The organism is Nitrososphaera sp. (genome assembly GCF_036397675.1).
In the GTDB taxonomy this organism is placed as follows: domain Archaea; phylum Thermoproteota; class Nitrososphaeria; order Nitrososphaerales; family Nitrososphaeraceae; genus Nitrososphaera.
The window spans coordinates 1-12,570 of sequence record NZ_DASWIL010000019.1; the positions used below are offsets into that span (position 1 = coordinate 1).

The window sequence follows — 12,570 nt, forward strand, 5'->3', positions numbered from 1 at the left end:
GATAGTCTTGCAGAAAGAGCACAGAAGGAATATGGCATAAAACCAGAGCTCAAATGGCAAATAGGGCATCCCGCTAAGGTCATCGTAGATGTTGCAGAGAAGACGGTTGGCGCAGACTTGATTGTGATGGGTAGTAGGGGACTGGGAGGTTTTAAAGAGTTGTTGCTTGGGAGTGTGTCTCATGCTGTTGTCAATCACGCCAGAGTGCCGGTATTGATCGTAAGATAAAGCGTGCAAAGATTTGACAACCTTCAACACCAAGTTAACACCTTGCAGCAACCCACCACCCTAAGTTAACAGGCAACCGATCAGCTGGAAATAACCCCAAGAATTACCAGTGTGCTAATTCAGAAAATATAGTTGGTTCCGACGCTGTTCTGTATAAAAGCGTCGGGCATGTTTCTGGCAATTTCGCTCACTGCTTTCAAGCCAGAGCAATGACATGGCACAATAAACTTTGGCTTCAATCTCTCTAATTCCTCTACAGTTCTAGGGATTATTGGTTCAAATAATCCGCCTGATAGATGCATGCCTCCAACCACGGAGTAGATTCTATCTTCTCCGGTCAATTCCATAGCATAATTCAAGGTGTTTATTATCCCAGCATGTCCACAGCCTGTGATAATCACTAGTCCCTTATCTTTGACATTCAAAATAATAGCTTGATCATCTTTGATCAATGGATCAGCTTCCAATTTTCCATCATCGACCTCAGAATAGTGGTTGGGAAACCCTTTTTCGAAACTATTGGTCCTAGGAATTTCTCCTGTAACGAGGACTCTGTCCTCAATCCATGAGCTATGTGAATTCTTTTCAATAATCTCATACCCTGCCTCGGTCAAAAGAGATCTATTTGGAGCCGGTAAGTCTATTGTTCTACCATCCTGAAATTTCACTAATCTATTTCTAAAGGCGTCCTCGTGGAGAACGAGTGGGATTCGTTGTATTTTATTCATCTTGTTTCGAAGATTGAGCAGGCCACCTGCATGGTCGATATGTCCGTGACTTGAAATCACTGACCCACAATAAGATAAGTCAAACCCAAGTACATCTGCATTGTGAGAAGCGGCCATTGGATCTAAACCAGAATCAAGTAGTAGTCTGTGCTTTACTCCATCTACGTGTAAAGTTAAAGCAGCACAAAAACCGTGTTCAGCTATCAGTGGTTGGTCATACCAATTCTTAGCTAGGACTGGTCGGCGAGCCACCTCAGTATTTGGCAGAAGTACATCTACATTATTATCAACTAAACACATAACCTCTACCTTTTCAACTTCTTTTAATATCATATTTTCTAATGTCATCATGATAACGACAAGTACTTACTAAGGATTTAGTACACGAATTGCTGGTATCGACACAGAAATGTATGTAAGATCAAAGTGATCAGCGTCTACCGCATGAGCGCAGATCCAAAACAGAGCCAAGAACAAGATGATTACTATCCCCCCACTACTATCTTGGGATAGTAATGGAGTACCAAGACGGGTACCAGAATACTAGGGGAAAGCGCAGTAGCTGCCTTATCTCAGTAGCAACGTGCGGAGGTAGGTAATGTCGGATAGCCTACTTCATTTGGATATTTCCTTAATATTGTGGGACGAAGTAACGACATATGGGGTTGTTACAACCTTTGGTCATGTTTGCTCCAGTCATGATAATTAACATAGCATTTGTGACTACGCTATTCCTTTCACTACCAAGTGGTGCGATGCAGTTCGCATATGGCGATTGCATCCAAGATGAAGACTGGCCAGACAAGCCATGCCTTGACACGCCGCCTTATTCAGACGATTATATGAAACAGATTTGGCAGCAATACTTTGATTTCAAAGGTAAGGATTGGATGGAGATGAAGAAAGCAGAGATGTACCAAATGATAGCAAATGGAACATTGACAGAATGGGTAGAAACCCGTAGCTCACCAAATAACTTTGCCAATTACAATGTATGGTACTACTATTACCTAAATGGTCAAGCTCCAAATGCGAATGGGCCACAGCCAACTCAGGAACAATTGCAAGAATGCAAAGAGCTTGGAATAGGAGTAGGGAAATGTTCCGAAACTGAAATCTTGAGACATAGGTGTCTAGGACCGGCACCATCGCAGGAAGGTGTTAATCCATGCAACCATTCAAATGAGCCACCGATAAAGCTCGATGCACCTCTAACCATCCTGTTCGCAGGGGCAGGAGCAGCCGCTGTAGTTGGAATATTTGTGGCTATACGATTTAGCAAGAAATCACGCAGAGGGATTTGAAGTGCTGGCCAGGTTCAAAGAAGTAACTAAAGGCTCAATAGCGACAATCCACATATTCGTCATGAATACAATACCTGTGTGAAATTATGCAAAAGGAACACGATCACGACATCAACAAAAGGGCGATTATAGCGACTCTAATCGTAGCCACAGCATCAATTCTAGGACTCATCTCATTATCGTCTTATCTAAACGCGGCAGCATGGCTGACTGTAGAGAGACTAATACCATCGGCCCAAATTACTGAAATAGGCATAATATACGACACGGAAGAGGAGCTGGCCCAGTTCCTCAAGCTCAACGAGGCAATAGACATTGTGGATGCAAAGTATGCTGCTAGCGAAATTAAGGACCGAAATGAATTTGCTCGTACAACTGCAACGGTAATTGCATCAAACTCTGAGGGCAATAGGCTGCTGGAATTAGCAGGGAAGAAAGAAGCGAGTGAATTAGTACCGAGGACAGCCGGCAGTGAAGGTTTTGTAATCAAGACACAGAATGGCAATTTGTATTATCTGACGATAGAATTCAAACGGACAGGTTCGGTGTTCCCCATCAGATAGCCAATGGCTGCCAAACGCTCAAAGCGACAGGCAATTCTTGAAATGTAACATAATTAGTCATTATGTTGACCAAGGGAGTGGATAACAGTGGTAATGATTATATCGGGTAACCAAGTGTCGACATGCCTTCTACCCCTCGTACCAAACAGCAGGCCGGACGAGGTTACGCAATCATGTGTTTATCAATAAGTTCATGCGCTGAGTGTGAGGGGATAATCAAGAAAGGCAGCGCTCCACTTGGCCCCGCCCTCTCACTCTTCCCGTTCTTTATTGGCATGGCGCGGCTCCCCCATTCTGATTCGGTTTTTTGCAAGTTCGCCTTACGCCGCCGGCTGTATGGACTCTGATTTCTGCTTCTTGGCCAGCTCGATTACTTTTTCGACTATATGCCCTTCTACATCCACCTGATCGGCAATATCTTGAAGCGTGTGGCCTCCTTCGTAGAGGTTCATGACTCGCTCTAGCTTCCACTTGTCAATTCCGATATGCTTGAGTTTTGGGATATCCATGGTTTTGATTCGGCATTCATCGATTTATTCATGAGGACTGCACTGCACTATAATGCATACTAACACCTTTTATTTCTGCTAGGAGAACCTCGATGTATGAAAACGATTGAAGCAATCATTAGGTTAGAAAAAGTGGCGGATGTGCGAAGGGCTCTTACTGACAAGGGCTTCACTTCTATGACCCTGTTCCAAGTGACTGGTCGCGGCGAACAGAAGGAGGTGAGATTGGACCTTGCAGTCGGTACCGAAGTGGTATTTGATTTGTTTGCGAGGGCATACATAATGATGGCTGTCGAGGACGACAAGGCTGAAGAAGTCGCAAGAATAATTACTCAAGCTGCAAAGACTGGCTCAAAGGGCGATGGGTTGATTCTCGTAAGACCAGTTGAAAGGGCGATGAAAATAAGGACAGGAGAACCGATCTGAAACGCGGCTCCTTGTCGAGCTTGTTCACCGCGTCCCTGAACGTCTTGACGCACGGTCAAGTCTAGGAGGCGGCACTGTCATACGCAGACTGTATCATGAGCGAGGAAGTTTCTGGATCTAGATAAATGGGCAATTGACCCCCTAGAGAAGCAGAAAGAGGAAGTAAAGGCAAGACTCGAAACAATTGGCCGCGACGAACTCAAGCGCTAGAGTTGCTCAGGAAATTGGGCAACGGCGGAAACAGCGAAGTTTCGAACCTGCATTACAAGAATAAAAAGTAAGGCTAGGCTGTCTTCTGTGCCGTTCTAGATTCTAGCGCCCTTTTGGTATCCTCACATGCCCTCTGAAGGCACCATTTAGCATATTTGCGCGCCAGAATAACTCCGATTATCCATCCCCACGGAGTTTTTGGCAGAGAATAGTCAATCTCAAAGAAAACTTTTGTTCCCTTTTCAGTGGGGCTGACTCGTAGATGCATAACATAGCCTGACATTACAATCATCTTTGGCTTTCCAATAGTCTTCCAACTTTTTTCCCTGTTCTTTATCCATTTGGTAACCGTTTCCTTGATGTCGATAGGCATGTTCATGACGCTTCCTTTCCATCTGTATGTCGCGCCAATGCCTTTCTTATCATCAATCACTTCAAGCCGAAGACGGCTTCCCATCATGGGCATCGAGCTTTCGCCGCTCATGTGCCAGCCAACATTGTTTATGTCGTCCATGTGTGCAAATACCTTTTCTGGTGTTGCCAGAATCTCTATTTCGTATCGTGCTCTAGCCATGTTTTTACCTCTAATATTGCGGAATCAGATGATTTACCGCTTTCACTGCGTCATCTCCATATTACTGCCTTCACCCATGGCCTTTCGGAACTCTTCCATGAACTCCTGATTCTCTAGCATGTGGCCTATCATCTGGAACCTTATCTTCGGGTCGTCTATCATCCGCATAATCATGTCTTGTGTAAAGTCGTGGTGTTTGTTCATGTATTCGATTATCTGTGCCCTAAATTGCGCATCATTCATCATACTCTGCATGAATTCTTGATTTTGTATCATCATGGTCATCATCTGGCCGGAGATCTCAGGGTCGCCCATCATACCTGACATTGTGTTTTGCATAAACTGCGAGTTTTCTCTCATATTAGCAATCATCTGAGATCGGAATTCCGGATCATTCATCATCTCCTGCATAAATTGTTGGTTTTGCATCATTGACATCATCATTTGCTGCCTTCCAGTCTGGTCCTGCATCATCTGCTGCGTCCACTGGTTAGCCATCTGAGGGTTTTGTTGCATCATGCTATTGAACATCTGCTGGTTCCACATTGGCATTTGCTGGGTTGAAAGGAAAATCCCATAGCCTATTGCCAGGCCGGCAAAGAAGACTCCTACAGTGATACCAATCCACACGTATTGACTTGCCATGTAATGCAATGATCATTTGGAAGATATATACTCTGAGAATAATGTGCAAGACACTGCATTGCAATGGATTCCCGTCAGTGATATATCTGAAATGCAGACAGTAAGCAATCATGGCAAAGGACCCGGTATGCGGCATGGTAGTAGACGAGAAGACCGCGCTTGCATCGGACATAGGCGGGAGGAAGTTCTACTTTTGCAGCACAAACTGCCTGAATACCTTCACAAACCCGGAAAAGGAATTGTCAAAACTGAAGAAGAGGATGTATGTGGCCGCATCAGGAGCACTGGTCCTTGCAATCCTGCGCGCCGCCGTTTATCTGGGTCTTGCATTTGGCGCAGTTACAGTGACATGGGCACCGATTCCTGATATTCCGTATCTCACATGGGGCCTTCTGCTTTTCATAATCGTAACGCCAATCCAGTTCATAGGCGGATGGACATTCTATGTTGGCGCGTACGAGGCTATCAAAAGAAGGACAGCGAACATGGACCTGCTCATCTCTATTGGTACATTGGCAGCCTACATTTACAGCACTATAGTCCTGTTCCTCCCAGGCGCACTGCCTGTTAAAGAAAGAGATGTGTACTTTGAAGTCTCTGCCGTCATTATTGCTTTTGTGCTTCTCGGAAAATATATGGAGGAAGCTATAAAGAAGAGGAGTTCTGCTTCGGTAAGAAAACTGCTTGATCTGAGGCCTGCCATGGCAAGAGTGCTTCGCAATGGTGAGGAAAAGGAGACCCCTGCTGCGGAAGTCGTTGTTGACGACATACTGATCGTCAAACCCGGTGAAAAGATACCCACCGACGGTACTGTGCTGGAAGGTAGTTCAGCAGTGGACGAAAAAATGATAACTGGTGAATCTATACCAGTGGACAAGAAGCCCGGTGATCAAGTGATTGGTGCCACAGTCAACAAGCAGGGCATGTTGAAGATTAAGGCGACGAAGGTTGGAAAAGAAACCGCGCTTTCGCAAATTGTGCACATAGTTGAAGAGGCTCAGGCATCTACAGGAAAGATACAGCGGCTTGTAGATTCGGTATCGGCGAAGTTCGTTCCTGCTGTCGTTTCGGTAGCTGTTGCTTCTTTTCTTATCTGGTATTTCGTAATGGGCAACTTTGTAATGGGACTGCTTTCGTTCATTGCTGTTCTTATCATCGCATGCCCATGCGCGCTTGGTATCGCTACGCCTGCAGCATTGATGGTAGGGGTTGGCAAGGGTGCGGAAGCGGGAATTCTGATACGCGGAGCAGAATACTTGGAACGCTCGCAGAAAATAACTGCCGTCGTCTTTGACAAGACAGGCACTCTGACAAAGGGCGAGCCCGCTGTCACTGACATGGTTGTAATCTCAGGAACAAGAGAAAAACTCCTCAAAGTGGCAGGGGCCGCAGAAATGGGTTCCGAGCACCCACTTGCTCAAGCCATACTAAAAGAAATTAAGAAGCAACAAATTGTTCTGCAAAATCCGAAGCATTTTGAAGCCGTATCAGGAATGGGAGTGACGGCGGAGCTTGACGGGAGACGCATTCTGTTTGGCAACAGAAAGCTGATCTGCAAGTTTGAGATTGATAGTGGATCTGTGGAACAGCAAATGGATCAGCTTGAATCAGACGGCAAGACAGTAATGATGGCCGCAGAGGGTGATGAAATAGTCGGTCTGATAGCAGTGGCAGACACGATAAAGCCTTCATCGCCCGCTGCCATCAGCGAACTGAAGAAACTTGGAGTCGAAACCGTGATGCTGACCGGAGATAATGAAAAGACTGCCAAGGCAGTAGCAAGAAGTGTGGGAATTGACCGGGTTATAGCAAACATTCTTCCTGCGGAAAAGGCTGCGATGGTAAGGCAGTTGCAGTCTGAAGGTAAAGTTGTAGCGATGGTTGGTGATGGAATCAATGATGCGCCAGCTCTTGCTCAGGCGGACATCGGAATAGCCATAGGCAGCGGCTCAGACATCGCAAAGGAGACAGGTGGAATCATACTGATTAAGGATGATGTGATGGATGTTGCTCGCTCGATAAAATTGGCAAGAGCCACAATGAAGAAGATAAAACAGAACTTATTCTGGGCACTGATATATAACGCAGCAGGAGTGCCAGTTGCCGGATTAGGATTGCTGAGCCCGATAATCGCGGCTGCGGCTATGGCACTGAGCTCCATATCTGTGATAGCAAACTCCACGCTTCTGAGGAGATATAGGCTTGTCGACAAAGAGGAGAGTCATGCAGCAGTTCAAATGCGGAATCTGAAGGAAATGGAAATCGAGGCATGAAATACCAAGATTCCCTACTTCCCTTAAGTCGGCGAGATGATGTGGAAGTAACCAACGTTATGAAGGACGAGAGATACTGGAAAAAGCATTATGTGGTCGAATCTGATGCTGATGAAATTGAAAGAAATATCAAATCAACGATCTTTACATCTAACGGCGAAAACTTTGAACTGATATATTTTGAAAAAAACAAAGATGTGCCAAATATCCTGACCGCTTTCTGCAGTCATGTCGCTTGTATCGACACGGCCTCCAAAGCCTCTGTCAGAGCTTCGGATCCCTACCATGTTTCTGGTTCCTGTCAGAGGCTTTTTCCCGTCACACCTCAAGGATTTGTTCACCCAACTTCCCGCTATTGAGAAAAGGCTAGTCGAGGTGGATGGCGGAGTTTTCTGGATGCTCTCTCATCCAAACAATGCGGCGAAGATAATCTGCAGCTGGTTTCATGAGACTTTGTAGCTTGCAAAGCCCCATGTTCGGAGTGTATTATGGTAACCCGCAAAATGTTACTTCCACTTAGCTGGAATGCACTGCATTGCAATGGATTCGCCGTCGATAAATATCACTAAACCAGCTTGGACGGTATGACTGAACAGGTTTCACAAACATATTGCGAGGTATGTGGAATAGATGTGAAGGCAGACACCGAGCTCAAGAGGTTTGGCAAGCTCTTCTGCTCACAGGAGCATATGGAGCAGTATGTGAAAGCTAAACAGAGGGAGCTCGGTCTAGACGAGCGGCATGAAAGGAGAAGAATAAGGTTCGGCTGCTGACATGGACATAAAGAAAATACTCGTCCCGCATGATGGCGACCAGATGTCTGACAAGGCAGCGATTTATGCCGCAGAGCTAGCCAAAGCACTTAATGCCGAAATCATACTGCTGTATGTGATAGAGGAAATAGAAGTTCCGGCCACACTTCTGCTTGGAAATGACCGCGTTTTGATTGAAAGAGCGAGGAGAAGCATCGCCAGGTCAATCGAGCAGAGGTGGAACAAGTTTGCACAAGATAAAGCCAAATTGTTGTCTTCAGAGAAGGTGAAAGTGTCGTCAAATTTGAAGACAGGCGACCCGGCGGAGCAGATAGTAAAGTTTGCCAAGGAAACGAGTGCAGATATGATAGTGATGGGAAGCAGGAGGCTCGAAGGCGTCTCTAAAGTAGTAGTCGCGCTGGGAAGTGTGGCAAGGAAGGTTTCAGAGAGAGCCTCTTGTCCAGTGATGCTTGTCCACTGATGCAAAAGAAACGGAGTAGTTGAGGCTGGTTACAATGACGCAAGTGGTGGAAACGCTCCTTTTCTACGCCACTTTCTTTTTCTATACTTTTTATCCTTTGTAAACTAAACGCTCAGGCGTCTACTATAAATTGAATGAAAAAAGGAAGGTGTCGAGCATGCATAGAACCCTACGACCCTATCAACGGCAGGTGAGGAATTTCCGAAAGGTGCTTTTCTGTCATCTTCTGGCGGCGTAGCTTATTTGGCTTGCATTGACTCTGGCGGGGCTATCTCTGAACTTCTCGCTTTCGGACCTGTTCAAGGGCAAACCACGTTAGTGCAGCCGCGCAACGGCAATGTCGCAGCTATTGTGACAATTGGTCCACCTCCACTCCCCTCAGCGTCCGACGTTTGCCTGAACACTTCGGACACCATTGAAGTCATCAAGATCACATATGACAATGTGGTACTGCACATACAACAAAACGGTGTCGACATTCTGACCTTTAACTTCGGAAACGTCGACACTTAGATGAAAGAGCTGGCAACTATGTCAAGCCCTGTCATTACCTGTCTCTAGCTGGTCCCCGCTTGTTATCGCGGGAAGGGACTTTCTCCTTGCTACCGAAAGTGCCATAGCAACAGATGAAAGAGACACTAGTGCCGCCGTAACAAATATCAGGTTATAGGCATTCTCGGTTGGGAATAGGCCCGGCACTCCCTGAACAGCCCCCTGATTCATCTGTTGGAATACTCCGGCAAGCGCCGGACCCACCGACATTCCGACTAGGTTGAGAAGTAGTGTCATTCCAAGGGCAATCCCGGTCACCTGCATCGGCACGGAAAGGAGAATAACATTAAATGCGCCGGTCATCGAAAGCGAAAGCCCGGCTGCGAGTATGGCGAGTCCAACTGAAACCATGTTTTCGGTCGCATGGAACATGAACAGGATAAAGAATCCGATCGCGCTGATTACAGTGCCAATTAGTGTCAGCCTGGTATTTTTGACTTTGTTCAGGATAAAGCCGGACATGATTGTCCCGATCAGCAACACAACCATAAAGGGCAGCTGAACGCTCGCGACGGCCACAGCGTTGCCTCCGAATCCTAGCGGCTGCGGGCTCCTTACCAAGACAGGGATCGTCAGGTATACCATGAAAATTGACATCGAGACGAGCAGAAGAATGATGGTCGGCGGAAGGAAAAGTTTGTTGGTCATTAACTTGAGATTAAGCAAAGGTGAGTGCACTCTCTTTTCAATGGCGATAAATACTGCAAGCAATACTCCTGATGTGGCAAAAAGGCCGGCAACCTGATACCCTGCGCTGGCGCTGTTGCTTTCCAGGAAAGTGATGCCGACGAGAAATGAAATTATTGTAGCCGCAAGGGTCAGCGTTCCCTTCATGTCAACTGTCTGGTTATTCGACGGAATGCCGTTACTCGCATCCATTGATGCTGGACCCTGGACGCGCACGAACCTCACTATTATCAGCCAGAGTGCAATTGCGACAGGAAGTATCGCTAAGAACGTTGCCTGCCACCCAAAATTTTGGATTATGGCTGCGCCACCCACCAGACCGATAACTGCCCCGCCAGAAAATGTGGAGCTGAATATCGTCTGGCCTATTGTTAGCTTTTTCTCCGGAAAGACTTCTCTGATGATTCCAAAAGCAATAGGGAACATCGCCATTCCAACGCCCTGCGCCGCTCTTGCAGCGAGCATGAATTCGATGTTTGTGGCAAATCGCCCAGACAGAACGCCCACTGTATAAACTGCCATTACTATGAGCAGTATCTTTTTCTTGCCATAGATGTCAGACAGCCTGCCTGCAATCGGCGTCATGACGGCCGCCGCAATTAGGTAAGACGAAAGTAGCCACGACGAGGTGCTGTACGAGATGTGGAAATCGCGAATGAAATCCGGAATGGCGGGCAGTATCATTGTCTCGTCAAACATAACGATCAGGCCCAAACAACTCAGGATGATGAGCGTTCTCCATCCTGAACGATTCGTGTCTTGTTTTTCTACGCTATCCACTTTTCAACTACCTTTTTTAGGATCGACCCAGCAATCAAAGAACTGGAAAGTGAGACGCTAGGCAATCGTAACTTAAAACAAATCCCAGGTTCTCTGTCTTGCGCTTTGACGGAACGACACTTTGTATCATAAATTGCCTTCTTAATAACTAAACTTTTACTTCTTGTCATGATTAGCTTTTCGGTTCCTGTATTCATCAATCAAACCGGCGGACTCTCGTTGAGCATCAGCGCCAAAAGCGCCGCCCTCAGCTCCTTCCCGTTTGCAGCCTGTCTGAAATACACCGCATTTTTCGTAGCGTCAACAGAGTGCGATATCTCGTCTAGGCGCGGCAGAGGGTGCATCACCGCCACGTCCTTTTTCGCCTTTTCAAGCGTCGCGCTGTCTATCATGTACGACCCCCTGACCTTCTCATACTCCTGCAAATCAGGGAAGCGCTCGCGCTGTATCCTGGTGACGTAGAGCACGTCGGCCTTTTGCAGCACACCGTCAAGCTCGTTGTGCTCCGTTATCTTTAGCTTGCCCTGAACTTCGTATATCGACTCTTTGCGCACCGCAAGCGACGGCGGCGACACCAAGTGGATGTCGACTTTGTAGTTGGCAAGGCCGTACAGCAGCGAGTACACGGTCCGGCCATACTTCAGGTCGCCCACGATTGCAATCGACAAACCGTCTATCCGACCCTTTTCCTTCAGGATTGTATACAAATCCAGCAGTGCCTGTGTCGGGTGCTCCTCGCTTCCGGACCCGGCGTTGATTATCGGGTTCTCCGACAATTCAGCTGCAAACCTGCTCGAGCCGTCCATTGGGTGCCTTAGCACTATCACGTCCGAATAGAGGTCGATTATCCTTATCGTGTCGGCCAGGCTCTCGCCCTTCTCCACCGACGACGATTTCAATTCCGAGATGCCGATGAAGCTCCCGCCCAATGACGCCATCGCCGACTCAAAGCTCATCCGCGTTCTAGTGCTGGGCTCGTAGAATATGTAGCCGAGAGTTCTGCCCTTGCCAAGCTCCCCTCTTTCGCCTGGCTTCATCTCCCTTATCTTGTCCGTCGCAGAAAAGATGTACTCGAGGTCGGACTTGGCGAAGTCCTTTATCGAGACGATGTCGCGGTCGTAAAAAGGGTTGGGCATCGCTCTTTTTCAAAGGCTGGGCGGTAATAAACACTTACTTGTCAAAGTGGCCGGCGGTGCGCTGGAACTCCGAGAGGAACTTTTTCGCCTCGATGTCGTCCTCGAAGTAGAGCGCAAAGCTGGTGACGTATTTGCCGATGACGAGGCAATATTCGCCGTCCTCACCGTCCTTCTCAAACTCCAAATAATCAAGGTCGTTTGGCCCGCCCTTGTATCCGTCGTTGTACAACACCGCCTGCATGAGGTTGACTATGTCGTAGAACTCGCTGTATTTCATGGCAAAGTCGACGCTCATGCCAAGGTCGGAAGACTCTACGTGGAGCGTGAACTCGCGGTTGCTCTTCATCAGGCTGAATGAAAAGTACGCGAGCTCGGTCAGCTCCGGCAGGGTTTCATCGACTTCCATGCCCCCATTGTAGATACGATAGTTTATTTTAACTCTCTTGTCTGAAATCTCATGATGCCGGCGTCGTTTGTGTATGGACAGGTTACACTCAACTTTACGGTGGAGGGCAGGGCTGCCAGCGCCACTGTAAAGTACAGGTACTATGCGCAGGACAAGAAAGTCGAGTACGAGAGCGTCAAGTGCTCGGACTACAAGCTGAGGGAAAAGATAGAAAGCGACCCTGCCATGAGGGAGAGGATAAACGGCTATGTTGCAGAGGTCATTTTGAAACGAAACGAGGGCCTAAGCTAGAGTCCTACTATCAAGGCAGGATCCA

General features: G+C 47.2%; 16 protein-coding genes. 9 read left to right on the forward strand and 7 right to left on the reverse strand.

The features are described from left to right. The coding region (locus VGA14_RS03325) for a universal stress protein (RefSeq protein WP_331002325.1) at window positions 1-228 on the forward strand (228 nt) is incomplete at its 5' end. A 119-nt stretch (window positions 229-347) separates the two neighbouring features. Here VGA14_RS03325 and VGA14_RS03330 read toward each other — a convergent pair. After that, window positions 348-1,307, reverse strand: coding sequence for an MBL fold metallo-hydrolase (locus VGA14_RS03330; protein ID WP_331002326.1), 960 nt, complete (start codon window positions 1,305-1,307; stop codon window positions 348-350). A 332-nt stretch (window positions 1,308-1,639) separates the two neighbouring features. Here VGA14_RS03330 and VGA14_RS03335 point away from each other — a divergent pair, with 332 nt between their 5' ends. Both VGA14_RS03335 and VGA14_RS03340 read left to right on the forward strand, forming a co-directional pair. Continuing rightward, window positions 1,640-2,260, forward strand: coding sequence for a hypothetical protein (locus VGA14_RS03335; RefSeq protein WP_331002327.1), 621 nt, complete (start codon window positions 1,640-1,642; stop codon window positions 2,258-2,260). 86 nt (window positions 2,261-2,346) lie between these two features. Continuing rightward, the gene (locus VGA14_RS03340) at window positions 2,347-2,823 is read left to right on the forward strand and encodes a hypothetical protein (protein WP_331002328.1); all 477 of its coding nucleotides are present in this window, start codon (window positions 2,347-2,349) and stop codon (window positions 2,821-2,823) included. 320 nt (window positions 2,824-3,143) lie between these two features. On the opposite strand, the gene VGA14_RS03345 is transcribed toward VGA14_RS03340, so the two are convergent. Continuing rightward, a complete protein-coding gene (locus VGA14_RS03345; protein WP_331002329.1) occupies window positions 3,144-3,332 on the reverse strand; it encodes a hypothetical protein in 189 nt (62 codons plus the stop codon). 96 nt (window positions 3,333-3,428) lie between these two features. Between VGA14_RS03345 and VGA14_RS03350 the strand changes: the two genes are divergently transcribed. Beyond that, on the forward strand, window positions 3,429-3,758 hold the full coding sequence (locus VGA14_RS03350; protein ID WP_331002330.1) for a P-II family nitrogen regulator: 330 nt from the start codon (window positions 3,429-3,431) through the stop codon (window positions 3,756-3,758). 283 nt (window positions 3,759-4,041) lie between these two features. Here the strand turns inward: VGA14_RS03350 and VGA14_RS03355 are convergent, their stop codons facing one another. Next, window positions 4,042-4,542 (reverse strand): SRPBCC family protein, encoded by a 501-nt coding sequence (locus tag VGA14_RS03355; RefSeq protein ID WP_331002331.1) that lies wholly within the window; start codon window positions 4,540-4,542, stop codon window positions 4,042-4,044. A gap of 42 nt (window positions 4,543-4,584) precedes the next feature. After that, window positions 4,585-5,187, reverse strand: a complete 603-nt coding sequence (locus VGA14_RS03360) for a hypothetical protein (protein WP_331002332.1) — start codon at window positions 5,185-5,187, stop codon at window positions 4,585-4,587. A gap of 110 nt (window positions 5,188-5,297) precedes the next feature. Here VGA14_RS03360 and VGA14_RS03365 point away from each other — a divergent pair, with 110 nt between their 5' ends. From VGA14_RS03365 to VGA14_RS03380, 4 genes are all read left to right on the forward strand, one after another. Beyond that, on the forward strand, window positions 5,298-7,460 hold the full coding sequence (locus tag VGA14_RS03365) for a heavy metal translocating P-type ATPase (RefSeq protein WP_331002333.1): 2,163 nt from the start codon (window positions 5,298-5,300) through the stop codon (window positions 7,458-7,460). Window positions 7,461-7,519: 59 nt separating this feature from the next. Next, on the forward strand, window positions 7,520-7,819 hold the full coding sequence (locus VGA14_RS03370) for a hypothetical protein (RefSeq protein WP_331002334.1): 300 nt from the start codon (window positions 7,520-7,522) through the stop codon (window positions 7,817-7,819). Window positions 7,820-8,044: 225 nt separating this feature from the next. Beyond that, window positions 8,045-8,233, forward strand: a complete 189-nt coding sequence (locus tag VGA14_RS03375; protein ID WP_331002335.1) for a hypothetical protein — start codon at window positions 8,045-8,047, stop codon at window positions 8,231-8,233. Between the two features lies 1 nt (window position 8,234). Beyond that, window positions 8,235-8,693 carry a universal stress protein gene (locus tag VGA14_RS03380; RefSeq protein WP_331002336.1) on the forward strand — a complete coding sequence of 153 codons (459 nt, stop codon included), beginning with the start codon at window positions 8,235-8,237 and terminating at the stop codon, window positions 8,691-8,693. Between the two features lie 534 nt (window positions 8,694-9,227). Here the strand turns inward: VGA14_RS03380 and VGA14_RS03385 are convergent. The 3 genes from VGA14_RS03385 to VGA14_RS03395 form a co-directional block, all read right to left on the reverse strand. After that, a complete protein-coding gene (locus VGA14_RS03385) occupies window positions 9,228-10,712 on the reverse strand; it encodes an MFS transporter (RefSeq protein WP_331002337.1) in 1,485 nt (494 codons plus the stop codon). Window positions 10,713-10,912: 200 nt separating this feature from the next. After that, window positions 10,913-11,848, reverse strand: coding sequence for an aspartate carbamoyltransferase (gene pyrB, locus VGA14_RS03390; protein ID WP_331002338.1), 936 nt, complete (start codon window positions 11,846-11,848; stop codon window positions 10,913-10,915). A 34-nt stretch (window positions 11,849-11,882) separates the two neighbouring features. Next, entirely contained in the window at window positions 11,883-12,254 is a 372-nt protein-coding gene (locus tag VGA14_RS03395; RefSeq protein ID WP_331002339.1) for a hypothetical protein, read from the reverse strand. A gap of 54 nt (window positions 12,255-12,308) precedes the next feature. On the opposite strand from VGA14_RS03395, the gene VGA14_RS03400 reads away from it, so the two are divergent. Further along, window positions 12,309-12,545, forward strand: coding sequence for a hypothetical protein (locus tag VGA14_RS03400; protein WP_331002340.1), 237 nt, complete (start codon window positions 12,309-12,311; stop codon window positions 12,543-12,545). Window positions 12,546-12,570 lie beyond the last annotated feature (25 nt).

What these genes read in the sequence shown, in the direction of transcription:
- VGA14_RS03340 (WP_331002328.1), top strand. Translation starts at nt 2,347, where the DNA reads ATGCAAAAGGAACACGATCACGACATCAACAAAAGGGCGATTATAGCG.
- VGA14_RS03355 (WP_331002331.1), bottom strand. Translation starts at nt 4,542, where the DNA reads ATGGCTAGAGCACGATACGAAATAGAGATTCTGGCAACACCAGAAAAG.
- VGA14_RS03345 (WP_331002329.1), bottom strand. Translation starts at nt 3,332, where the DNA reads ATGGATATCCCAAAACTCAAGCATATCGGAATTGACAAGTGGAAGCTA.
- pyrB (WP_331002338.1), bottom strand. Translation starts at nt 11,848, where the DNA reads ATGCCCAACCCTTTTTACGACCGCGACATCGTCTCGATAAAGGACTTC.
- VGA14_RS03380 (WP_331002336.1), top strand. Translation starts at nt 8,235, where the DNA reads ATGGACATAAAGAAAATACTCGTCCCGCATGATGGCGACCAGATGTCT.
- VGA14_RS03335 (WP_331002327.1), top strand. Translation starts at nt 1,640, where the DNA reads ATGTTTGCTCCAGTCATGATAATTAACATAGCATTTGTGACTACGCTA.
- VGA14_RS03375 (WP_331002335.1), top strand. Translation starts at nt 8,045, where the DNA reads ATGACTGAACAGGTTTCACAAACATATTGCGAGGTATGTGGAATAGAT.
- VGA14_RS03330 (WP_331002326.1), bottom strand. Translation starts at nt 1,307, where the DNA reads ATGATGACATTAGAAAATATGATATTAAAAGAAGTTGAAAAGGTAGAG.
- VGA14_RS03400 (WP_331002340.1), top strand. Translation starts at nt 12,309, where the DNA reads ATGCCGGCGTCGTTTGTGTATGGACAGGTTACACTCAACTTTACGGTG.
- VGA14_RS03370 (WP_331002334.1), top strand. Translation starts at nt 7,520, where the DNA reads ATGAAGGACGAGAGATACTGGAAAAAGCATTATGTGGTCGAATCTGAT.
- VGA14_RS03395 (WP_331002339.1), bottom strand. Translation starts at nt 12,254, where the DNA reads ATGGAAGTCGATGAAACCCTGCCGGAGCTGACCGAGCTCGCGTACTTT.
- VGA14_RS03350 (WP_331002330.1), top strand. Translation starts at nt 3,429, where the DNA reads ATGAAAACGATTGAAGCAATCATTAGGTTAGAAAAAGTGGCGGATGTG.
- VGA14_RS03365 (WP_331002333.1), top strand. Translation starts at nt 5,298, where the DNA reads ATGGCAAAGGACCCGGTATGCGGCATGGTAGTAGACGAGAAGACCGCG.
- VGA14_RS03360 (WP_331002332.1), bottom strand. Translation starts at nt 5,187, where the DNA reads ATGGCAAGTCAATACGTGTGGATTGGTATCACTGTAGGAGTCTTCTTT.